Below are 22,195 nucleotides of genomic sequence, written 5' to 3' on the forward strand. Positions count from 1 at the left end.
GGCGGCCGCGGACTCTTCATCATCGCCCAGATGACCCAACACTGGGGCACCCGCTACACCCCCACCGGCAAGACCATCTGGACCGAACAACCCCTCCCCCTCGACTACCGGCCCCCGGCGCCCCAGGGCCAGTCCGACCACGCCTAGGACGGCTGCCCGGACAGGCCCAGGACGCCCAGGCGCTCCTGCTCCTCCTCCACGATGCGCCGGGCCAGGTCGGGGTCCGACACGTCGACCGCGTCCGGGGCGGCCTCGGCGACGGCACTGCGACGGGCGTAGGCGTCGAACAGGCGGGTCTTCTCCTCCAGCATCCTCACCAGGCGCTCGTCCACACCCGGAGTGGCCAGAAGGCGGTGCACGCGCACCGGTCTGACCTGGCCCATGCGATGGGCCCGCGCCACCGCCTGGTGCTCGATGGTCGGCTTGACCTGGGGTTCGCACAGGACGACGACGGAGGCGGCCTGCAGGTTCAGGCCGATGCCCGCCGCCTGGATCTGCGCGAGGAGCACCGCGGGCCCCTGGACGGCCGAGAAGTCGTCCACGATTCGCTGCCGGCGCCCGGCGGGGACACTCCCGTCCAGCGGGCCGCACACCCGGGCACCGTCGGCGAGCGCCGCCCCGACCGCGCCCAGGACGTCCTTGAAGTGGGAGAAGACCACCGTCTTCTGCCCGTTCTCACCGGCCTCCTGGACGATCTCCCGGAGCCGGTGCAGCTTGGCCGAGCCCTCGGGGCGCGCGTACGCGGCCCTGCGCATCGCCATGAAGTTGCCGGCCCGCACGGCCTCGCGGTAGGCCTCCTCGTCCGACGCGCTCAGTTCCTCCCACTCGTCGGTCCGCTGCAGACTCGGGAGCTCCGTGAGGACGTCCTCCTGGTTGCGTCGCAGGTAGACCGGCGCGACGGCCTTGCGGAAGGCGACCGATCCGGCCAGCGCGTCCCGGTCGCCCAGCGAGCGGGCGACCTCACGGTCGAGCATCCCGACCAGGTTGCGGAACTCCGCGACCCTGTTCTCCATCGGGGTTCCGGTCATGAACAGGGCACGCTCACAGCGCTCCGCCCACAGGGCGACCGCCTCGGAGCGCTTGGCCTGCGGGTTCTTCACCGAGTGCGCCTCGTCGACGACGAGCACACCGACCTCGCCTGCGTCCGGCACGGCGAACCCCCGCAGCGCGTCGAACGTGGTCACCCCGACCCCGCCCCGCCCCTGCCAGTCGGCGAACGCGTCGTGCCGGTCGGGGCCGTGCAGCACCGTGACCCCGAGCGTGCTGCGCGCCTCGATCTCCCTCGTCCAGTTCACGAGCACGCTCGCCGGGCACACGACCATGAAGCGGCTCTGCCCCTCGGCGGCCAGGTGGGCCAGCACGGCGATCGCCTGGATGGTCTTCCCGAGGCCCATCTCGTCACCGAGGATCACCTTGCGCCGGCTGAGCACGAACCGCGCGCCGAAGGCCTGGTAGCCGCGTAGGGACACCCGGCGGTGCGAGTCGTCGAGTCGCTGGGTGCGCACCCGCTCGGCGATCTCGTCCGGCAGGAACCCCTCGGCCGCGGCGGCGTCGGGCAGCCGCCCGGAGACCTCGGCGAGCAGGCTGTAGTAGTCGGCGGAGCGGAGTTCGAAGTCCACCCAGGCGGCGAGGTCGGACGAGGGCCGCCGCAGCAGGTCCACCGAGGACTGCGCGAACAGCGGGGGCAGGGCCGCTCGTTCCGCCTCGTCCACCAGGGCACGCGTCCGGCTCACCGCCTCCAGCGCGCAGGCCCTCTTCTCACGGCCCGCGAACAGCATCCGCAGCCGCCCGGCGGCGGGCTTGGCGTCGGCCAGCAGCGGATCGAGCCGTCGCAGCAGCTCGGTGGCCTGCTCCGTGGCGCGCCGGGCGTCCGGTCCGGCCTCCACCAGGACGTGCAGGGCCGTCACGAGCGCGGTGGTGGCCGGTTCGGGGTGGTCCACGTCGATGTGGACGGCCACGCTCTCGTGCACGGCCTCGGAGAGTCTGCGCGCCGCGGCCAGCATCTGGTCGACGGTGCGCTGCCCGACACCGGGGATCTGCCGCAGCCGGTAGGGGCCCGCGTCGAGCACCTCGCCCACGGTGCGCAGCCCGCTCCGCTCGACGCTCCCGAGGCGCAGCCGTCCCTCGGTGACGTCCTGCAACCGGGCGACGGGGATGGCGCCGAGCTCCCGCCGCGCCGCCGCGTCGTGCATCGGCGCCAGCGCCGCGCGCACCGCCTCGACGGCCCGGTCGTGGTCGTCGACCACGTTCCGCGCCGCCTCACGCAGGCGCGCCCCCCTCGCGACCACGCCCCGCTCACCACGCCCCACGCGCCCGCCCCTCACTCGCCTTCCCGCATCCTCCCACCGACCGTGCGGGGTCCGGCGGGCCCCCGCGCGCTCGTTCCGGGAGTGCTCAACCAGCTCTTCTCGACGAACCTCCCCCGGAGGGAGCGCCACGCCCAGGCCCCGACTTCCCGGGGGGTGAAACTCGCACGTTTGTGTCGTCAGCGATCTGTTGTACCGCAATAAGGCCGCTGCAAGGATCTCGCTCCATGACGAGACTCGCGTTCATCGTGGTGAGGAAGCGGGCCCCCGGGCGCCGGGTCCCTTCGGTGGTCCGGAGGTCGGTCGGACATCGCGGTCATCGTGCGCACGGGTCGAAGACGGCGTCCCGAACGATGCGAGCGGCGCCGCCACCCGCGCGGCACTCCCCCGCGGCCGCGGCCGACATGTCCGAGGCGAACCCCAGCGCCGTCATCCCACACCTTCGCCGATCACGAGAGGCATCGCTGTGAAGTCCACCCTTGAGACGCCTTCCCACGCGCCGACTCCGGTCGGAGGAGCGGCATGACGATCCCACGGATCTTTCAGCCCGACTTCCAGTCGGCCGCCGCGCGGTTGCGTGTGCCGGAGATGGGGACCGACGTGGTGGCTCCCCTCCTCGCTCACCTGGTGCGGCTGCTGCGCCCGCGTCGGGTGCTGGAGGTCGGCATGGGCTACACCACGCCGTTCCTGGCAGCCGAACTGGCCGAGCTGCGGGACCATGTCCGGGTCGAGGCGGAGTCGCTCGCCGAGAAGACCCGCCGTCACCTCTCGGGCGCGGAGCAGCTCGACGACTCCTGGTTGCTCGCCGACCCCCCTCTGGTCACGCCCACCGCCCACGCCGAGCCGTACGAGCCGCGTCTGGCGGTCGTCGACAACCTTCGGGACCCCGACTCCTCCGCCGGCCGGGTGACAGAGGTGCTCAAGGAGCTGGGCCTCGAAGACTCGATCACGGTGGTGAACGCCGATCTGAAGGAGTTGGCCGACCACCTGCCCGCCGACTTCCGCCCCATCGACTTCGCCTGGGTGGACGCCTGGGAGTGCCTGTACTTCTTCGACCACCTGATGGACCTGGTGAACCCTGACGGTGGCGTGGTGGTCATGCACTACCTCATGACCTACCCCGAGGGCGAGGCCGTGCTGCGCTACATCGCCGAGTACCAGCGCAAGCACCCCGGCGAGCTGGAGGTGCTGAACCTTCTGGAGTCGCAGAAGCTGATGCAGAACAGCATCACCGTCCTCTCCCGGACGTCCAGCCGTGCCAAGCGGCGGTACGCCAAGCTCGGAGGGGCGATCGACTACGGCGCCGAGTTGCACGCGGCCGCCCGACGGCAGGCGGGGAGCCGGTGACGACGCGGACGGACACCCGCAGCTTCCTGTTCGTCCTGGCCAGTCACCGCACCGGCGGCCGAACGGAGGAGCTGGCCCGGAAGTTCGCCGCCGACCTCCCGTCCGCGGACGCTCAGCGGTGGCTCCGGCTGGCCGTCCTCGCGCTGCCGGACTTCGTCGACCACCGCGGCGACGGGACCGGGGCGGCCCCGGGAGAGAGCGAGTCGGTGCTGCTCGAGGCCACGCTGGAAGCGAGCGACCTGGTCATCGTGTCGCCGCTCTACTGGTACAGCGTCTCGGCGTCGGCCAAGCTCTATCTCGACTACTGGGGGCGCTGGCTGGAACTGGACGGTGTCGGTTTCAGGGAGCGTATGAGAGGCAAGCGGCTCTGGGCCATGTGCACACTCTCCGAGGGCAGGGACCTCGACGACACACGTCCCATGCTCGACATGCTCAGCAGGTCGGCCGCCTACCTCGGCATGGAGTGGAGTGGCGCACGGGTCGGCGACCACCACCTCCGCTGAGCGGGAGCTGGGCGAGAGGAGCGCCGAGGACCCCTGCCCGAGGCCGGTCGACTCGCGGCCGGCCTCGGCCGAGCAGGAGGACGGAGCCGCTCAGTCGGTGAGGTCCAGCGAGTCCAGGAGGTTTCCTTTGGCGATGAGATAGCCGAGCTGGGTCCGGCTGGTGCTGCCCAGCCGGCGAGAGATCCTTGCCACGTGGGCGGCCACTGTCCGGCGGCTCATTCCCAGGCTCCGGCCGATCTTGTCCTCCGTGTCACCCATCACCAGCCGCTCCATGATCGCGATCTGCACGTCGCCGGCCCAGGTGATTCCTTCGGTGTCCACGTCGGGCGGTCCGGCAGGTGGCCGACCGCGTCGCCACAGCGAATCGAAGTAGTTCGCCAACGACTCGACGGCGGCGGCCTCTCGCGCCTCGACCGGTGCGCCGCCGACAAGAGTGAAGGCGACCTCCCGGTCGAACACGGCGCACTGAATGGGGACTTCGTCGACAAGGCGTATCCGCACCGTGCTCCGTGAAGCCGTTTCGGGGGGCGCGACGGCTCTTCGCGGAATGCGATCGCACAGAACGAGGACTCGAGGGGGAGCGTCGACGTCCTCCCCGGTGGCGCGCAACGCGTGCTGGACGATCTCTAAACAGGCCTCGTCGCGGTCCGCCACCGCGATGAGCGCCCGATGAGCGGACGGCAGACGATCTTCTAAGATCCTGGTGAACGGTTTCGCCCCCGACAGGGCGACAAGCTGTTCCACGCGCATGACAGTTATCAATCCTTCGCTTGCTCAGGGTTGCTGCCGTATTTCAGGGAATGGCCGACGGAAGGCGCGGTGCGGTGCCGGCGCCCTTCGGTGAGGAGTGACGGCCGCTGCGGATGACCACGACGCCGGCCGTGCGCCCACGGTTCGGCGCAGGTCAGGACGACACCACGACGTGCACAAGACCGGCGCCACGGGGCCTCGGAGACGCGAAAAACCCGCGCGACAGCAGGAAATGGGAGCCAATGCCGCCGACCCGAGCCTCTTCGCTCCGGACAAATGACTCACGGAGCTCTGACGGTCACGGCACGGGCGCTGTCAGTCGTCTGCGGTGGACAGCTCCTCGGTATGCACGAACTGTGCGTCGATGCGCTGGTTCCGCTCCAGGAGCTGGGCATTCCTCATCCATACGGGATCGCTGTCGACGACAGTCAATCCTGTGCTGAGGCCAGCCTCTTGAGTGAATAAGTGATACAAGTACCCCACGTCACACCCCCGTATGAGATTAACAGGCCAACTGCCAAGCGGGCCAGCCCTTTCAGCGGCCTCGCAACGGCTGACGTCAGCCCTTTACGCACAGCTCGCAACGCTCGCCGGAGGGAGCCGAGAAGCGAGATGCAAGGCCACGCTATAGGGCCGGTGCAGCCAAGGGAAAGACCATACTGCTGGCCGAGATTGGACTGGTGGTGTCTCGGGGATGACATTTCGCCCCGCGACCGCGGAGCGAGTCGGCCGGGATCAGGGGGTGCTTCGCACGGCCACCGCGGCGGCGAAGCCGTCGGGCGCGGCGACGTCCGCGACGCTCCAGCCGGCGGGGGAGAGCGCGGGGTACACCCCGGTACCCAGGTAGTCGCGTGACAGGCCCCCGGCCAACCCGGTTCCCAGGCCCTTGAGATAGGCCTCCTTGCGCGTCCAGACACGGGCGAACGCGAGGGGACCCTCGGCGGTGTCCAGGGCCCGCAGTTCGGCGATCTCCTTCGGGTGCAGCATCCGAACCACGTCGGCGACGGTCTGCGGATCGGGCAGGCGTTCGATATCCGCGCCGACCGGCGTGGACGACAGCGCCAGCAGCACCATCGGACCGCTGTGGGAGAGGGAGAAGTGCACGGAGCCGTCGTCCAGGGAGGGGCGCCCGTGCGGCCCTCCGCAACACGGACAGGGATCGCGCACCAGGCGCACCGCCCGAGGAGTCCGTCCCGTGGCCGCCGCCAGGAGCTGACGCAGGGCCACATGAGCGAGCAGATAGGTGAGTCGGTCCTCCTCACGCCGGAGAGCGGCCGCGCGGGTGAGTTCGCCCTCGCTCAGCACGGCGGGTGCGAGCCGAGCGGCCCGATCTCCTTCCCGCTCGGCGTCGGCCGTCCACACCGAGGGCGTCCGCGGCCGCACCGGCGGCTCGGTCAGGGACAACGCGCTGGGCACGGTCACGAGGGACATGGCTGGCACGCGCACAGCATAGGCAGCCGGCCACGAGGCGTCACGGACCAGGCGACCGGCGCGTGGCTCGGGAAGGTCGAACTGAGCTGAAAGCAGCGGTGAGTTGGCTGAAAAGGGGGGCCGCGGAGGGGTGCGGATCACGGCTCGACATGATGGTGTAGATGCCGCGGGTCGGGGGATCGACGAGGGCCACCGCGGTGACGTCGGTCCGCAGCGCGCCCGTCAGCACTCCGGGTATCAGTGCGATGGCGTGCCCGGTCGCGACCAGGGCCATCTTGCCGAGCAGATCGGCCGCGGTGAGGTCGATGCGGGCGGTGACTCCGGCACGGGCGGCGTGCTGGCGCAGCAGGGCGGCGGAGCCGTCGTTGTCCTCGACCCAGGTCTCGTCGGCCAGGACCCGCATGGGTACCCGGTCCCGGCCCGCGCGGGGATGGCCGACGGGCAGCACGACGACCATCTCGTCCATCCCCAGGAACCGCCGCTCGACACGTGTGTCGTTGGGCAGCCCCGGTGGCGCGTCGGTGACGACGGCGACGTCGAGGCTTCCGGCGATCACGCGCTCGTGCAGTTCGGGGCTCAGTCCGGTCAGCAGGCTCCACCGGAGGGGCTCGGTCGCGTCCAGCACGCGGCGCATCGCGGCGGGCACGATCCCGGCGGCCAGCGACGGGGTCGCGCCGACGGCCAGCGGCCGTGCGAGCGCGCCGTGACGAACGTCCCGGACGGCACGCAGGGCGCGGTCGGCCTCGTTGAGCGTGGCCAGGGCGTGGTGACGGAACACCTCGCCGGCGGGCGTCGGGCGCACGCCGCGCACGTGCCGTTGCACCAGGGGTACCCCGGCCTGGCGCTCCAGACCGGCGATCTGGCGGGAGACGGCCGACTGCGTGTAACCGAGTTCGGCAGCCGCCGCCGACAGCGAACCGAGCCGGCACACCGTCACGAACGTCCGCCACGCAGTCAGTGCCATGGCACGAGTATGCCGGTCCGGTATGCGCGTCGCGCATCACTGCCCTGCGGGATCTGCGCTTGTCGCGGGTCTCCTGGTACCCCAGGCTGGACCGCATGACCGCACCGCAGAGAATCGCAGTCCTCGGGCTCGGGCGCATGGGCACCGCCGTGGCGACACGACTTGCCGACCAGGGCTGGGACGTCGTCGGCTGGACACGCTCCGGGCGCCCGGCAGGCGCCGTCGAGACGACCGGCGACCCGAACGACGCCGTGGCGAAGGCCGACATCGTGCTTCTGGCGCTGTTCGACGGCCCGGCGTGCCTGGAGGTCGTCGACCAGGTCCGCGGCGCGCTGCGCTCGGACGCCGTCGTCGTGAACATCAGCACCATCGCCCCCTCCGAGGCCGCGGGGCTGGCCCGCGATCTCGGCGCGTCCTACGTCCACGCGCCCGTGCTGGGCTCCGTGTCGGCTGTGGCCGCCGGCGCCCTGCGGATTCTCGCCGCCGCCGACCACGACCGGGTTCGACCGGTCCTGGAAGCGCTGGGCACCGTGCACCGTGTCGACGACGCCGCCACCGCCGCCGCGCTCAAGCTGGTCGCCAACAACAGCCTCGCCGGTGCCGTCGTCGCGCTGCGCGACACGCTCCGGCAGGCCGACGCGCTCGGCCTGCCCCGTGCCCCTGTGCTGGACGTCCTCGCACTCGGTCAGCTCGGCGGGCTCGTGGCGCGCAAGCGCCCCTTCCTCACCGGCGAACCGACCCCCGTCGTGGCGGAGTTCACCGTCGGTGCGCTGGCCAAGGACCTGGCTCTGCTGGCTGCCGCGTCCGACACGCCCCTGGGCGGCACCGCCGGCCTGGCCGACACCCCGGCCGGACCCGAGGCCGACATCGCCGTCGCCGCCACGGTGCCCGCGGTCGACGACGCCGTACTCGAGCCGCTGCGCGCCTACGTCCGCGGACACTCCACCGGCGATCCCGCCCACTTCCGCGACGCGTTCCTGCCCACCGCCCACATCGAGGGGATCCGGGACGGCGCGTTCGTCTCCTGGCCCCTGGAGGAGTACTGCACCCTCTTCCACGGCCGGCCGGCTCCGGACGAACCGGCCCGCTCGCGCCGTGTCGACACCGTCGACGTCCACGGCACGGTCGCGACCGCGACCATGTCGCTCTGGCACGGTGCGGACACCTTCACCGACATCTTCCTGCTGGTCCATGTCGACGGCAGCTGGCGCATCGCCAACAAGGCGTATCACCGGCACTCCTGAGAGGGCGGCAGCCCGCCCCCTCAGCGCACCGCACGGCGGACGGCGTGGATCTCCTCCCGGATGGCGGAGCCCACCGCTTCCACCCGGTCGAACAGGTAGAAGTGGCCGCCCGGCCACGAACGCGTCGTGGTCCGGGCCGTCGTGTGCTCGCTCCACCGGGCGGCCGCCTCCGCGGGAACCGCCGGATCGTCCTGTCCGGTGAACACCGAGACCGGGACGCGGAGGGGCGGGCCGGGGTGTGCCCGGTACGTGTCCACGATCGCGAGGTCGCCGCGGAGCACCTGGATCATCTCGTCCAGCACGTCCGGCATCTCGAAGACCGGTTCAGGGGTGCCGCCCAGTCTCCGCATGAAGGCGGTCAGCTGCTCCCGCGGCCACTCATGGCGCTGGGCCCGGTCGCCGCGGCTCTGTGGCGGCGCGGCCCCGGAGAGCCCCACCCAGACAGGAGGCATGCCCTCCTGGGACAGCGCCCGGGCCGCCTCGAACGCGAGCAGTGCGCCCATGCTGTGCCCGAACACGGCGAAGGGACCGTTCAGCAGGGGCCGCAGTCTGGGCAGCACGAAGTCGAGGGCCTCGGTCGACGTGCGGCACGCCCGCTGCCCCGTGGTCATCATTCGGCCGGGCAGGTCGACGGACAGCAGGTTCCACTCGGCGGGAAGGCACCGGACGAAGGGGGCGAAGGCGGCGGCCGATCCCCCGGCGTGATGCGCGAACACCAGGCTGAACGGGGCCGGGTCCGCACCCGACCGATCCGCGGACGCCACGGTCGGCGGCCGCAGCCGCAGGTCCTTCACTCCTGGTTCGAAGACCATGTCGCCCAGTCTCCGCTCAGGCCGCTCGCGGCGCGGTGAGGCCCGGCCGGTACTCGACGGCCGTGACACCCCAGCTGAACCCCACTCCACTCGTGCAGAGCAGGATCAGATCGCCCGCGTTCAGTCGGCCGTCGGCCCTCAGGTCGGCGAGGGCGATGAAGGTGTCCGCGGGGCCCTGGTGCGCGTAGCGGTGGTAGTTGAAGACACTGCGTTCGGGTGCGATGCCCAGGTTGGACAGCAGTTCCTCGTGCATCGTCCTGTCGGTCTGGTTGATGAGCAGGTGCGCCACGTCCTCTCGGCTTCGGCCGAGGGATTCGAGCGTCAGGCCCACCAGCTCGGCGAGGTTCTTCAGATATGCCTGGCGCAGGCCCGAGCGGCGTCCCCGCCGCCGCACCAGGGTGGTGAAGTCCTCGCGGTCGGCGGAGTAGTAGTCGGCCCAGGAGGCGTCGGTGCGCAGCTGCGAGCGCAGGATCTCGAACTCGCCCCCCTGCCGTCCCACCAGCACCGCGGCTGCCGCGTCGGCGAAGTTGAACAGGGCCTTGGACTCGGGGTCCTCGTGGTCGACAAGCTGACTGAGCCGGTCGCCCAGCAGGACGAGCACGTACTCGCTGCGGGCCAAAGCCGTCTCGTCGCAGGCCAGTTGCAGGGCGGGCGTGGCGGAGTTGCAGAAGTTGACCACTTCCATGCAGTGCGCCTCGCGGATGTCGAGCACGTCGGCGGCCTTGGCCGCCGGCGACCAGAACGCGGGCTCCCACTCGCCCGAGCCGGCGTAGACGACCTTGCCGATCGCGGCCGGGTCGACCCCTGTCCGGTCCAGCACCGTGCGTGCCGCCTGGATGGCCAGGTCCCACGGCTGCTCGCGGGGAGCGAGCACGGGCCATTGCGGTGTGACGGTGATCTGCTGGATCCGGTCCGCCGGCAGGCCCGAGGACCGGGCCAGGTCCTCCACCCGGGCCGTGCCGCTCGGCAGTACGTACGCGAGGTCGACGATGCCGCTCACGGTCGCTCTCCTTCCGTCGATCCGGTGGCGATCTGCTTCCTGACGTCGTCCAGCAGCTCCAGTCCCGCCAGTACCGCCTTGTGCGGCAGCCCGAAGTCGATCAGGCAGGCGATCTCGTCCACGCCGAGCGCCGCGAAGCCGGCGGCGTTCCGCGCCGCCTTGTCCGCGGTGCCCAGGAGGCCGCCGCTCTCGAAGTAGCGGTCGAAGGCGCGACCGACGATGAACGCGGTGTCCGCCGCGGACAGCTTGGTCGGATCGACCATCCGCGCGCCGTCGTACCGGGCGCCCAGCAGCATCCGGAGTGAGCTTCCCAGGTAGTCCGAGAGCGGCTTGCGGACCTGCTCCTTCACTTCCGCCTCGTCGTCGCCGAGGAAGGTGTGCACCATCAGTGCGACGTGTCCGTTCCAGCCGTCGTGGTCGGGCCGTTCGGCGAGCGCCTCGCGGTAGGCGGTGATCTTCACCGCCAGTTCCTCCGGTTCCTGGCCCAGCAGGTGGGTGAGCACGCCGGCACCGAGCCGCCCGGCGGCGCGGAACGTCTCGACACTGCCCGCGCTGGTGACCCACACCGGCAGCTCCCGCTGCACCGGCTGCGGGTAGACGGCCACGTCACGCCGCGTTCCGACTCCGTCCGTCAACGACATCGTCTCGCCACGCCACAGTGCCCGGACCTGCTCCACGTGCTCGCGGACGAGCCGGTGGCGGTCCTCGTAGGCACCGGGGGCGAGCACGAAGTCGGCCGCGTTCCAGCCCGAGGCGAACGAGACCCCGGCGCGGCCCCCGGAGAGGTTGTCCACCACCGACCACTCCTCGGCGATCCGCAGCGGGTGGTGCAGCGGGGACACCACGCTGCCGGCCCGGATCTGGACCCGCTCGGTCACCGCGGCCACGGCCGCACCTGTCACGGCCGGATTGGGGTAGAGACCGCCGAAGGAGTGGAAGTGCCGTTCCGGGGTCCACACGGCGGAGAAGCCGTTCCGGTCGGCGAACTTGGCTCCCTCCAGGAGCAGTCGATAGCGATTGCCGTCGAACTCGCCGCTGTCGTTGGCGAAGTAGAACAGGCTGAAGTCCACAGTGGCTCCTAGCTGGTTGTTTCGGGAACCGCCTGTCGCGGGGCGAACCGGTCCCTGGTTCCCTCGGCCCAGCGGACGGCGAGCGGCGCGGCCAGTCCCGCCAGGGCCAGCGGCACGGCCAGCAGCACCCACCCCGCCCAGGCGAAGTGCGTCAGCAGATACGTGGCGAGGGCCGGGGTCGCGACGGTGCCGAGCTGCACGGACATGGCGAACAACCCTTGGTACTGCCCCTGCGTGTGCTCGGGCGCGAGCGAGAAGGACACCGACCACTGCCCGACGCCCTGGAGCATCTCGCCCAGCGTGTGCACCACCACCCCGGCGACCAGCAGCAGCAGGGCCAGCCACACCGGCCGGCCCTGCGCCAGGGCGAACAGCGCGCAGCACGCCGCGAGCGCCAGCCCGGTACGGCGCAGGGCCCGGCCCCCGCCCGCCGCGTGCTCGCTGCCCTTGCCCACCCGGACCTGGAGCAGCACCACCATCGCGGTGTTGATGATCAGCGCCACCGAGTAGGTCCAGGCCGGGCTGGAGGTGCGCGTGGTGATCCAGATCGGCAGCGCGACGGTGAGGATCGTGATGTGCATGACCAGCACGGTGTTGAGCAGCGCCAGCACCACGTACGGGCGGTCGCGCAGCACCGCCGTGCGCCTCTCCCCCTTCGTCGCCGTCGCCGGCACCGACGGCAGGGCGAAGTAGGCGGCCCCCGAGACGAGGAACAGCACTCCCCCGAGGACGAGCACGCCGAGGTAGACGGCCCTCGTGTCGAAGTAGAGCGCGATGCCACCCGCCGTGGCTCCCGCGGCGATACCGATGTTGGCCACCGACCGCATGTAGGAGAACGTGCGGACCCGTTCGGCCGGCGGGATCAGCCCCGCGACCAGTGCGCCCCGCGCCGCGTCGGTGGCGCTCTCGGCCATCAGTGCCAGGCTGACCGCCACGACCAGCCCGGCGAACCCGGTCACCAGTGCGTACCCGGAGGCGAACACGCCCAGCAGGAGCAGGCAGGCGATGGTGACCGCGCGCGGCCCGAACCGGTCGGCGAGGTGACCGGCCGGGATGCTGCCGAGCATCCCGACGGCCGCGCCCAGGCTGAGCGCCAGGCCGACCTGGTTGACGGGGATGCCCACGGTCCGCGTGAAGTACAGGACGCTGACCGCCATGAGAATCCCGTGTCCGGCGGTCTTGGCCAGATTGCTCAGGCTGAGCAGCCGGACGATTCCCGCCGGTGGGATGGTCTCGCGGAGGAACTCGGTGAGAAACGGCATGCGCGACAGACTCTCCGTTCGCTGTTGGTCCTTCAACGCGGCGACGGGACGGCGCTCTCGCGTTCGGCCACCAGCTCCCGCACCCGGCCCCGATCGATCTTGCCGTTGGCGTTCAACGGAATCTCCTCCAGATGGTGCAGCCGCCGGGGGACCATGTGGACGGGCACGCGGGTGCGCAGCCACCGCACCAGCGCTCCCCGCTCCAGCGGGGTGCCGGTGTAGCAGCCGGACAGCCGGGTCTCGCCGTCCTCGCGGATCGCGACCACGACGGCCTGCCCGACCTCGGGGTGTTTGCGCAGCGCGGCCTCTATCTCGCCGAGTTCGATCCGGTAGCCGCGCACCTTGACCTGGTTGTCGGACCGTCCGAGATGGACGAGCAGGCCGTCCTCGTACCGGACGCGGTCACCGGTCCGGTAGTAGTGATCGGGCGTCAGGTGCTCGGCCGCCGGGACCGCGCGGCCCTGGTCGAAGCCGATGAAGCGCCCGTCGTCGTCGGACGGGTCGAGATAGCCGTCGAACCGCTGCGCGCCGCGGACGAACAGCTCCCCTTCCTTGGCGGGCCGGCCCACCTCGTCCAGCACCAGGAAGTCCAGGAAGCCGTAGACATCGCCGATCGGGATGGTCCCGTTGGAGGTGACGGGCCAGGCGGCCGGATCGCCGGGCAGGGTGAACTCCGTGCACTGGATGGTCAGTTCGGTCGGCCCGTACACGTTGGTGAGCTTCGCCTGCGGGGCCGCCGCGTGCCAGGCCGCCGCCTGCTCACGGGTGAGCTGCTCACCGATGAACACGCTGTGCCGCAGTGTGCTCGCGCCACCGGCAGGGAGGTTGCCCAGCCCGGCGGCGACCGAGACCACCGACGGCACCGAGAACCAGTGCGTGAGGCCGTCGCGTGTCACGTAGTCGACCGGTGTGAGCATGTCCTGCCCGCCCGGCACCACCAGTGTCGCGCCTGCCGACCAGGTGACGAACAGGTCGTACACCGACGGGTCGAAGGTCAGGTCGAAGGTGTGCGACATCCGGCATCCGATGCCGACCTCGAACCGGGCGACGTTGTGCTTCAGGAAGGGAGCCACATTGCGATGCCGGATCGGCACGCCCTTGGGCCGGCCGGTGGAGCCGGAGGTGAACAGGATGTAGGCGACGTCGTCCGGCGAGGTGGTGAGCGGCGGCAGCTCGGCCTCGCTCGTGAGCCCCGCGACCTCCTCGTCGGTGAACCGGAGGATGGGACCGGTGTCCTCGTCGGTGAGCTGCGCCGCTCCGGCGGCGTCGGCGATCAGCACGTCCGGCTCGGCGAGCGACCGGCTGCGACGGTTGCGCTCGGCGGGGTAGCCCGGGTTCAGCGGCACGACCGTGGCGCCGAGCCGCAACGCGGCCAGGTAGCCGGCGGCGGCGGTGACACCGCGCGCGGTCAGCAGCGCGACCCGACGTGGCGGTTCGCCGGTCGCCCGGAGAATGCGCTCGGCCACCGCGTGCGCGCAGTCCCGCAGCTCGCGGTAGGTCAACGTGATCCCGCCCGCCTCCACCGCGCTCTGGTCGGGACACCGCTCCACCGAGGCCGCGAACCACTCGTACAGCGTTCCGTGCTCGGTCACCGTGCCCCCTGCAGTTCCGGAACGACCAGACGCATGGTCGTGGGCGGCTCGGACACCTCGGGCTCGACGTGGAGCACCTGGAGTTCGGGCATCCCTCGCTCGATGGACAGCTCACCCAGGCAGGCGCAGTCCTGGGGGGTCAGACCCGCGAAGCGGTAGGCGACCTCCATCATCCGGTTGCGCTCGGTACGCCGGAAGTCTCCGGCCAGATGCGCGCCCGCGAGCGCGGCCTGGCTCATGAGCCAGCGCAGCAGGACCGAGCCCGCGCCGAACGAGACGACCCGACATGACGTGGCCAGCAGCTTCAGGTGCCACACCGAGGGGTGCCGTTCGAGCAGGACGATGCCGATCGAGCCGTGCGACCCGAAGCGGTCCGCCATGCCGGCCACGAGCACGTCGTGGCCGGGGTCGGCGAGCAGGCCGCGCAGCGTCTCGTCCGAGTAGTGCACGCCGGTGGCGTTCATCTGGCTGGTGCGCAGGGTCAGTTCCTCGACGCGCGCCAGATCGGTCGCACTCGCGTGGCGGACGACCAGCTCCAGGGCGAGCGTGCGCAGGAAGTCCTCGTCGGGACCCTGGAAGTCCTCGCGGGCGGATTCGCGGGCGAAGCCCGACTGATAGATCAGGCGGCGCTGCTTGGACTCGTCGGTCACGGTCGCCGGATTGAACTCCGGCAGGTCCAGCAGCTCCAGGACCCGGGCCGCGTCGTAGCAGCGCACCTCGGGCAGGTGGTGGGTGACCTCGGCACGCTCCGCCGGCTGGTCGTCGACGAACGCCATGACGGCGTCGGCGAAGTTGAGCTTGTCGGCGATACGGCGGATCGAGTGCGACTTGGGATGCCAGCCGATCTCCGGCAGGACGAAGTACTCGGTGATCCCGAACTCCTCGAGCCGCTTCCAGGCCAGGTCGTGGTCGTTCTTGCTGGCGATCGACTGGAGGATGCCCCGCTCGTCCAACGCGGCGATCACGTCACGGACACGCGGGTCGAGGGTGACCTGGCCGTCCTCCAGAACGGTCCCCTGCCAGAGTGTGTTGTCCAGGTCCCACACGAGACACTTGACGGTCTTCATCAAACCTCCCACAGGGTCACCGCCCAGGCGGCGACCGGGCTGTTGTTGAGCACCATCACCAGATCGCCCTCGGCCAGCTCGCCCGTGGCCAGCAGCCGGTCGAAGTTGAGCACCACGTCCATGGCCCCCAGGTGCCCCAGCGTGGCGAGCTGGTCTCGGCAGACCTGGTGGATGGGCAGGCCGAGCAGGGTTTCGTAGAAGGTGAAGGCCCCGGCCGTGACGTTCTGCATCAGCGTGGTCGCCACGTCCGCCCGGGTGACACCGGCGTCGGCCAGCGTCTCGTCCACCAGTCGTGCGATCCGCTGCCTGCTGTGCATGGCCAGTTCGAAGCGGTAGCGGTCGGGCGAGGCGCACTCCTCGCGCCACTCGTACCAGGGCACCTGCTTGTAGTCGACGCTGAACAGGTCGTGGAAGGACCCGTCGGTCTCCATCCGGTGCGCGCGCAGCACCGGGCGGCCACCGCGCACCAGTGTGGTGGCGTACGCCCCGTCGCCGATGATCGTCACCGGGTACCGGACCCGGTCGGCGCCCGTGGGGCGGCTGGCATGCGCGATCGTCACGCTCCGCCGGGACGGGTCGGCCAGCAGCAGGTCGCGGCCGAGCGCCCACGCGGCGCTGGAGCCGACACAGCCGACGCCGTCCACGGTGAACGCGAACGCCGAGGACAGACCCGCTTCCTGCTGGACCCGGCAGGCGTCCGAGCCGAGCAGCACGTCGGGGGCGCGCGGTCCGACGAGCAGCAGCACGTCCGCGTCCGGGCCGCCCTCGCACCGTTCCTCCTCGTGCAGCTCACGGGCGACTCGCGCGGCCAGCTCACCCGAGGTCACGTCCTCGAACACGCCGACCGTCTCGATACCGCTGGTGGCGACGAACTCGGCCTCTTCGTGGCCCAGTTCCTCGAACTCCGGCAGTTCCTCGACCGGGACCCGCTGGTCCGGCAGCGCGATGCGGGTACGGCCCAGCCCGATGCTCACGTCCGTACTCACGCCCACACCGCCACCGCGTGGCGCGCCAGCAGCAGCCGGCATATCTCACTGCTCCCCTCGATGATCTCCATGAGTTTGGCGTCCCGGTACACCCGGGCCACCGGCGTCCCGTCGCGGCTGCCCGCCGAGCCGAGCAACTGCACCGCCGTGGCCGCGCCCCGGGCCGCGCTCTCGGCGGCGACCTGTTTGGCGACCACCGCGGCGGTGGGCAGCTGCGAGCTCCCCTCGTCCCAGCAGCGGCTGGCGTGCTCGCAGCAGCGCGTGGCGGCCTGCTCGGCCGTCAACAGGTCGGCCACATGGCCGGCGACGAGCTGGTGTTCGACCAGCGGGCCGCCGAACTGCTCGCGGCGTGCCGTGTGCCCCGTGGTCTCGGCCAGACAGCAGCGCAGCATGCCCACGCACCCCCAGGCCACCGAGAGCCGCCCGTAGGTCAGGACCGAGGTGACCAGCCAGTCCAGTGGCAGTCCGGCGCCACCGAGCAGGTGGTGGCGGGGCAGCCGCACCGCGTCCAGCGTCACGTCGGAGTGCCCGGCCGCGCGGCAGCCGAGCGGATCGGGGACGCGCCCGACGGTGACACCGGGCGCGTCGGTGGGGACCACCACCGCGGCGGCGCCGTCGCCGTACCGGCCGAAGACCACCAGCCGGTCGGCATACGCCGCCCCGGTGACCCAGACCTTGGAACCGGTGACGAGCACGTCGTCGCCGTCCAGTTCGACACGGGTCCGCATCGCCGACAGGTCGCTGCCCGCGCCGGACTCGCTGAACGCGACCCCGGCGACCGAGCCCGACGTCAGTGCCGACAGGTGTTCCACCTTCTGGCCGGTGTCGCCGAACCGCTGCACCGCCCAGGCGGCCATGCCCTGGGAGGTCATCAGACTGCGCAGGGAGGAGCAGCGGCTGCCGACGTGCGCGGTGAACTCGCCGTTCTCCAGGCTCGTCCAGCCGGCTCCTCCGAACTCGGCGGGCACCTGGGCGCACAGCAGGCCCTTGACGCCGAGCTCGCGGACCAGGTTCCGGGGCAGTTCGCCGCTCAGGTCCCAGGCTCCGGCCTGCTCGCCGATCAGCTCGTCCACCCAGTCGGCCGCGTCAGTCACCGGTGATCCTCAGGACGAGCGCCGTCATCGTGTCCACCGTGCGGAAGGTGTCCAGCCTCAGCTCCTCGGGCGGCACGACGACCTTGAAGGCGCCCTCGATGTGCGTCAGCAGCTCCATCGCGAACAGCGAGGAGACCAGACCGGTGGCGAACAGGTCGAGATCGTGGGTGATCTCCTGCTTCGTGCGCGCCGCGAGGAACTCGGTCAGGTTCGCGCGGATCGCCTCGTCGGTCAGCGGAGTGGTCGTGGTGTTCATGGTCACCTTCCTGCGGTGGCGTGGTCGAAGAAGCCGCGGCCGGTCTTGCGGCCGAGATCGCCCGCCTCGACCTTGGCCAGCAGCAGTTCACTCGGGAGGTATCCGGCGTCGCCGGTCCGTTCGTGCAACACGCGCAGGGTGTCCACGACGTTGTCCAGACCGATCAGGTCGGCGGTGGCCAGCGGGCCGGTGGCGTGGCCGAGGCAGCCCTGGAAGGCGGCGTCCACCGCCTGCGGCGTCGCGATCCCCTCGGCGACGATGCGGGACGCCTCGTTGATCGAGCGCTGCAGGATCCGGTTGATGACGAAGCCGGGGCCGTCACCGACCACCACCTGCGTGATGCCCAGCGCGTCCAGCAGCGCGCCGGCGCTGTCCATGGCGGATTGGCCGGTGCGCGGCCCCCGGATGACCTCGGCCGTGCCGATGAGGTACGGCGGGTTCATGAAGTGGACGCCCAGCAGCAGTTCCGGCCGAGCCACCGCGTCGGCCTGCTCGTCGATCGGGATGGCCGAGGTGTTGGAGATGAGCACCGCGTCCGGCGTGGTCCGGTGTGCCTCGGCGAGCACCTTCGCCTTGGTCTCGGGAATCTCGGTCACCGCCTCCACGACTGCCGTGCAGTCGGCGATGTCGGCCATCGAGGTGGTGGTCGTCAGGGTGCCGGGCTCGGCGCCACGGGGCAGCGAGCCCATCATCTGGGCGAGTCGCCGCTGGGTCGGCACGGCCCGCTCGGCCTGGGTGAGGGCCTCGGCCGACACGTCCACGAGCACGACCGGGACGCCCCGGCCGGTCGCGAGCGTGGCGATCCCGGTGCCCATGCTGCCGGCACCGATCACCGCGAGTCGGTGCTGGGTCGTGGTGGTCATCGCTCCTCCGTCTTCTCAACCAGTTCGGGCAGCAGCTCGGCGATCTCGGGGAGCCGGCCGGCGAGGTAGCGCAGCCCGGCCAACAGCTGCTCGCCGGTGACGTCCGGGGCGACCTTGTTGCGGCGCAGCCAGGTCCGCCAGTTGCGCGCCTGGACACCGTCCTCGTCCAGATGGAAGGCGTCCTCCTGCTCCCAGAGCGCGGTGGTGGACATGACCTGGTTGCCGCGCTTGATCGCCTCGTCGCCGACGAGCTTCTGCCAGTCGGCCAGCGGCATCGGGCGGGTCGGCCAGCCGACCTCACCGAGCAGATCGAACATCCTGGGCAGGCTGATCGACTTCTCGTGCACCAGGTGGAAGGCCCGCCCCGCCGAGGCGGGCGACAGCGCCAGCTCGACCAGGCCGCGCGACAGGACGTTCACAGGCGAGACCGGAATGGCCTGGTCGTCCAGCGGGTGCGCGCCCACGGCCAGGCCACTGGCCAGCACGAACCAGATGAGGTCGCGGTCGTTGCAGGCCCCGCTCTCCGACGAGGCCATGATCATGCCCGGTCGGAAGACCCTGCAGCGCATGCCGTCCTCGTCCGCGCGCTCCAGCAGGCGCTCACCCACCCACTTGCTGACCCCGTAGCCGCCGAGCATCGGGTTGAGCGGCTGCTCGCGCGTCTCCAGCAGCGTGGACGAGTTCTCGTCGGGCGGTGCGGCAGCGGCGAGCGTGGAGACGTAGCTGAAGTCGCGGATCCCCTTGGACCGGGCCCAGGTCAGAAGATCCACCAGGGGCAGTACGTTGCTGTCGCGCAGCACCCGGTAGGGCTCGGTGAAGACGACCTGCGCGGCGCAGTGGACGATGTGCCCGATCCGCTCGGCCAGTTCGCCGTCCCGGTAGAGACGGCAGGCCACGCCGATGTCCTTCAGGTCGGCCGGCACCACGTGCACCCGGTCGGAGTCGAGCTCGGGGAGGCCGAACTTCTCGGCGTTCGCACGCAGCCGTGCCATCCCGGCAGCCTCGTCCTGCGCTCGCACCACGCAGTACACCCGCCCACGGGAGTGGCGCTGCAGGTCGGCCAGCAGGAACGCGCCCAGGTATCCGGTCGCGCCGGTCAGCAGTACGTCGGTGCCGGGTGCCTCCTCGGCCGCCAGCTCGCCGAGGGGGATCTGGAGGTCCTGGTCGACCAGCGCTCCGTCGCCGTCGGCGGCGTCCACACCGTCCGCCTGGATCCCGGATCCCTCCAACAGGCCGCGGACGATGAGGGCGACCTTGCGGATCGTCGCCTTGCTGCCGCCGGCCCGGTGCAGGTTGACCAGTACGCCGTACCGCTGCTGAACCTCCAGGGCCATCTGCACCGACATCAGCGAGGTGCCGCCCAGGGCGCCGAACTCGTCGTCGAGCGTGATGGCCTCCGCCCCGAACAGCTCCTGCCATATCGCGGTGAGCTCGTGCTCCAGGGGGTCGGCCGAGCCGGAAGCGGGCGCCGTCTCGGCAGGAGCGGCGGGGGCGTCCGGGCGCAGAACGTCGATCCGGTCGAGCAGCCAGTGGCGTTTGCGCGTGAACGGGTACGTCGGCAGTTCCACGCGCCGTCCCGTGTCGCCGTAGAAGGCCGTCCAGTCGACCTCGACGCCGTTCAGCCACGCGGCGGTCAGTGCCTTGTCCACCGCGTCGTCGCCGGTGCCGTCCAGGGAGATCTCGTACGCCCCCGCGGCGGCACCGGTGTGTCCGGGCAGCGCGGCCACCAGTGCCTGGGGGGCGTCGGCGGGCACCACGACGGCACGCCGCGCCTCGGTCCGCTGGGTGCGGACGGCGGGCGGCCGGGGAAGGCGCAGGGCGGCGGCGAGCTTGTCCGCGGCCGCGGTGACGACGCGCCGCTCGGTGAAGTCGGCGCGTCCGACACGCAGTGTGTGCGCGACGTCGGCCACCGGCAGTTCCCCGGCCTCCAGCGCGTCGGCGAGACGGCGACACTGCTCGTCCAGCTCGGAACGGGTCCGCGCCGAGACGGTCAGCCGGACGGTGGGCCGCTCGGCCGCCGGAGCCCGGGTCGGGGCCGGGGGCGCGCCCAGCACCACGGAGGCGTTCGTGCCGCCCACGCCCATGGAGTTGACCAGCACATGCCGGTCGGGCCTGGTGGCCTCCCGAGCCTGCGTCGTCACGAAGAACGGGCTGTCCTCCATCACGTCGGGCGTACGCGGCTTGTCGAACATCGGGTGCGGCGGAAGGACGCCCGTCCGGGCGATGTTGACGGCCTTGATGAATCCGGCGATCCCGGCCGCCGGACCGCTGTGCCCGATGTTGGTCATGGTCGACCCGAGCGCGCAGTAGCCGCTCTCACGGGTGAACGCACGGAACGCGCGGCGCAGCGCGATCAGCTCGATCTCGTCGCCCACGGCCGTTCCCGTGCCGTGGCCCTCGACATAGACGAACGACTCGGCCGCGACGTCCGACACCCGCAGCGCGGAGCCGACGACGTCCGACACCCCGACCGGGCTCGGCGCGACGTACCCGAGCCGGTCGCCGCCGTCGTTGCCCACCGCACTGCCACGGACGACGGCGAGGACGGGGTCGCCGTCGGCCAGTGCGTCCGACAGCCTGCGCAGCGCCACCACGCCGACTCCGGAGCTGTAGATCGTGCCGGTGGAGGACGCGTCGTAGGAGCGGCAGTATCCGTCCTGCGACAACACCCCGCCCGGCGCGTGGAGATATCCGAGGAACGGTTCGATGACCGTCGCCCCACCCGCGAGCGCGATGTCGACCTCGCCGGACAGCAGGCTGAGCGTCGCGTAGTGCAGCGCGTACAGCGATGCCGAGCACCCGGTCTGGATGCTGACGGCGGGACCCCGCAGGCCGAGTTTGTAGGCGGCGCGGGAGGTCAGGAAGTCCGGCTGACCGCCCACGGTCAGGTCGAGGTCGTCGATCGCCGCACGCAGCCCCCGCCGCCGCGCCTTGTCGTGGAACACGGCCGCCGAGTAGTGCCCGGCGTAGCTGGCCGCGAACACCCCGGTCCGGGGGCCGCCGTCCTGCGGTGGGTGGCCGGCGGCCTCCAGCGCCTCCCAGGCGGCCTCCATGAAGATCCGCTGCTGCGGATCGATGGTCTCGGCCTCCTTGGGCGTGTAGCCGAAGAAGTCCGCGGCCCAGTCCGTGACGCCGGGCAGGGTGGTGCCCATTCTCACGAAGCCGGGAGCGGCGAGGACGCGGTCGGGCAGGGCGGCGCTCGCGAGCTGTTCCTCGGTCAGCTCACGTATGGCGACCCGGCCCTGGTCGATGTTGCTCCAGAACTGCTGGGGCGTGCCGGCGTCGGGGTATCGCAGCCCGACGCCGACCACCGCGATGTCGGTGGGCCGGGTCATCGGCCGGCACCCCGCAGCCCGAGCAGGTCGCCCCGGCCCGGGCCCTGGGGAGCGGCCTCGGCGGCCACGGGTTCGGCCTCACCGGCCAGCAGCGCGGCCTGCGCGCGCACCGTGGAGTGCTGGAAGAGGTCCGAGACGCGCAGGTCGCGGTCGGTCTGCTCGGACAGCTCCTCCCAGAGCATGATCAGCAGCAGTGACGTGCCCCCGGCCTCCAGGAAATTCGTGTCGAGCGGCACGCCCGCCGGGTCGTCGGCGCCAAGGACCAAGGCCCACGCATCACGCACACGGTCGAGGAGTTGATCGTCCACTGGTG

19 protein-coding genes are annotated in these 22,195 nt (G+C 71.4%); 3 read left to right on the forward strand and 16 right to left on the reverse strand.

The genetic code is table 11. The annotated features are described in order from the left end of the window. Positions 1-143: 143 nt before the first annotated feature. Positions 144-2,309, reverse strand: coding sequence for a DEAD/DEAH box helicase (locus AB0C59_RS31465; RefSeq protein ID WP_363010645.1), 2,166 nt, complete (start codon positions 2,307-2,309; stop codon positions 144-146). Between the two features lie 519 nt (positions 2,310-2,828). Between AB0C59_RS31465 and AB0C59_RS31470 the strand changes: the two genes are divergently transcribed. Further along, positions 2,829-3,653, forward strand: coding sequence for a hypothetical protein (locus tag AB0C59_RS31470; RefSeq protein ID WP_363010647.1), 825 nt, complete (start codon positions 2,829-2,831; stop codon positions 3,651-3,653). Then, a complete protein-coding gene (locus AB0C59_RS31475) occupies positions 3,650-4,156 on the forward strand; it encodes an NAD(P)H-dependent oxidoreductase (RefSeq protein ID WP_363010649.1) in 507 nt (168 codons plus the stop codon). Before AB0C59_RS31470 ends, AB0C59_RS31475 begins: the two co-directional genes overlap by 4 nt. Before the next feature lie 90 nt (positions 4,157-4,246). Here AB0C59_RS31475 and AB0C59_RS31480 read toward each other — a convergent pair whose 3' ends face one another. The 3 genes from AB0C59_RS31480 to AB0C59_RS31490 form a co-directional block, all read right to left on the reverse strand. Further along, positions 4,247-4,906, reverse strand: a complete 660-nt coding sequence (locus AB0C59_RS31480; protein WP_363010651.1) for a LuxR C-terminal-related transcriptional regulator — start codon at positions 4,904-4,906, stop codon at positions 4,247-4,249. Positions 4,907-5,641: 735 nt separating this feature from the next. Next, complete coding sequence (locus tag AB0C59_RS31485; protein ID WP_363010742.1) at positions 5,642-6,337, reverse strand: 4'-phosphopantetheinyl transferase superfamily protein; 696 nt, start codon at positions 6,335-6,337, stop codon at positions 5,642-5,644. Positions 6,338-6,377: 40 nt separating this feature from the next. Further along, positions 6,378-7,301 (reverse strand): LysR family transcriptional regulator, encoded by a 924-nt coding sequence (locus AB0C59_RS31490; RefSeq protein WP_363010653.1) that lies wholly within the window; start codon positions 7,299-7,301, stop codon positions 6,378-6,380. A gap of 95 nt (positions 7,302-7,396) precedes the next feature. Between AB0C59_RS31490 and AB0C59_RS31495 the strand changes: the two genes are divergently transcribed. Continuing rightward, positions 7,397-8,545, forward strand: coding sequence for a nuclear transport factor 2 family protein (locus AB0C59_RS31495; RefSeq protein ID WP_363010655.1), 1,149 nt, complete (start codon positions 7,397-7,399; stop codon positions 8,543-8,545). A 20-nt stretch (positions 8,546-8,565) separates the two neighbouring features. On the opposite strand, the gene AB0C59_RS31500 is transcribed toward AB0C59_RS31495, so the two are convergent. The 12 genes from AB0C59_RS31500 to AB0C59_RS31555 are packed head-to-tail and all read right to left on the reverse strand — an operon-like array spanning position 8,566 to position 22,190. Further along, positions 8,566-9,357, reverse strand: a complete 792-nt coding sequence (locus tag AB0C59_RS31500) for an alpha/beta fold hydrolase (RefSeq protein WP_363010657.1) — start codon at positions 9,355-9,357, stop codon at positions 8,566-8,568. Between the two features lie 16 nt (positions 9,358-9,373). Then, positions 9,374-10,357 carry a 3-oxoacyl-[acyl-carrier-protein] synthase III C-terminal domain-containing protein gene (locus AB0C59_RS31505; RefSeq protein ID WP_363010659.1) on the reverse strand — a complete coding sequence of 328 codons (984 nt, stop codon included), beginning with the start codon at positions 10,355-10,357 and terminating at the stop codon, positions 9,374-9,376. Continuing rightward, positions 10,354-11,427, reverse strand: coding sequence for a MupA/Atu3671 family FMN-dependent luciferase-like monooxygenase (locus AB0C59_RS31510; RefSeq protein ID WP_363010661.1), 1,074 nt, complete (start codon positions 11,425-11,427; stop codon positions 10,354-10,356). The genes AB0C59_RS31505 and AB0C59_RS31510 overlap by 4 nt, the downstream gene beginning before the upstream one ends. An 8-nt stretch (positions 11,428-11,435) precedes the next feature. Next, positions 11,436-12,689: an MFS transporter gene (locus AB0C59_RS31515; RefSeq protein ID WP_363010663.1), complete on the reverse strand. Its 1,254-nt coding sequence runs from the start codon at positions 12,687-12,689 to the stop codon at positions 11,436-11,438. Positions 12,690-12,721: 32 nt separating this feature from the next. After that, on the reverse strand, positions 12,722-14,281 hold the full coding sequence (locus AB0C59_RS31520) for an amino acid adenylation domain-containing protein (protein ID WP_363010665.1): 1,560 nt from the start codon (positions 14,279-14,281) through the stop codon (positions 12,722-12,724). Beyond that, positions 14,278-15,348 carry an HAD-IIIC family phosphatase gene (locus AB0C59_RS31525; protein ID WP_363010667.1) on the reverse strand — a complete coding sequence of 357 codons (1,071 nt, stop codon included), beginning with the start codon at positions 15,346-15,348 and terminating at the stop codon, positions 14,278-14,280. The genes AB0C59_RS31520 and AB0C59_RS31525 overlap by 4 nt, the downstream gene beginning before the upstream one ends. Beyond that, positions 15,348-16,334, reverse strand: coding sequence for a 3-oxoacyl-[acyl-carrier-protein] synthase III C-terminal domain-containing protein (locus tag AB0C59_RS31530; RefSeq protein ID WP_363010669.1), 987 nt, complete (start codon positions 16,332-16,334; stop codon positions 15,348-15,350). The genes AB0C59_RS31525 and AB0C59_RS31530 overlap by 1 nt, the downstream gene beginning before the upstream one ends. After that, a complete protein-coding gene (locus AB0C59_RS31535; protein WP_363010671.1) occupies positions 16,331-17,428 on the reverse strand; it encodes an acyl-CoA dehydrogenase family protein in 1,098 nt (365 codons plus the stop codon). Before AB0C59_RS31535 ends, AB0C59_RS31530 begins: the two co-directional genes overlap by 4 nt. Beyond that, positions 17,421-17,684, reverse strand: a complete 264-nt coding sequence (locus tag AB0C59_RS31540; protein ID WP_363010673.1) for a phosphopantetheine-binding protein — start codon at positions 17,682-17,684, stop codon at positions 17,421-17,423. Before AB0C59_RS31540 ends, AB0C59_RS31535 begins: the two co-directional genes overlap by 8 nt. A gap of 2 nt (positions 17,685-17,686) precedes the next feature. Then, entirely contained in the window at positions 17,687-18,547 is an 861-nt protein-coding gene (locus tag AB0C59_RS31545) for a 3-hydroxyacyl-CoA dehydrogenase family protein (protein ID WP_363010675.1), read from the reverse strand. Further along, the gene (locus AB0C59_RS31550; RefSeq protein ID WP_363010677.1) at positions 18,544-21,882 is read right to left on the reverse strand and encodes a thioester reductase domain-containing protein; all 3,339 of its coding nucleotides are present in this window, start codon (positions 21,880-21,882) and stop codon (positions 18,544-18,546) included. Before AB0C59_RS31550 ends, AB0C59_RS31545 begins: the two co-directional genes overlap by 4 nt. Continuing rightward, entirely contained in the window at positions 21,879-22,190 is a 312-nt protein-coding gene (locus AB0C59_RS31555; protein ID WP_363010680.1) for an acyl carrier protein, read from the reverse strand. The genes AB0C59_RS31550 and AB0C59_RS31555 overlap by 4 nt, the downstream gene beginning before the upstream one ends. Positions 22,191-22,195 lie beyond the last annotated feature (5 nt).

It is taken from the genome of Streptomyces sp. NPDC048664 (assembly GCF_040650555.1).
Lineage (GTDB): Bacteria > Actinomycetota > Actinomycetes > Streptomycetales > Streptomycetaceae > Streptomyces.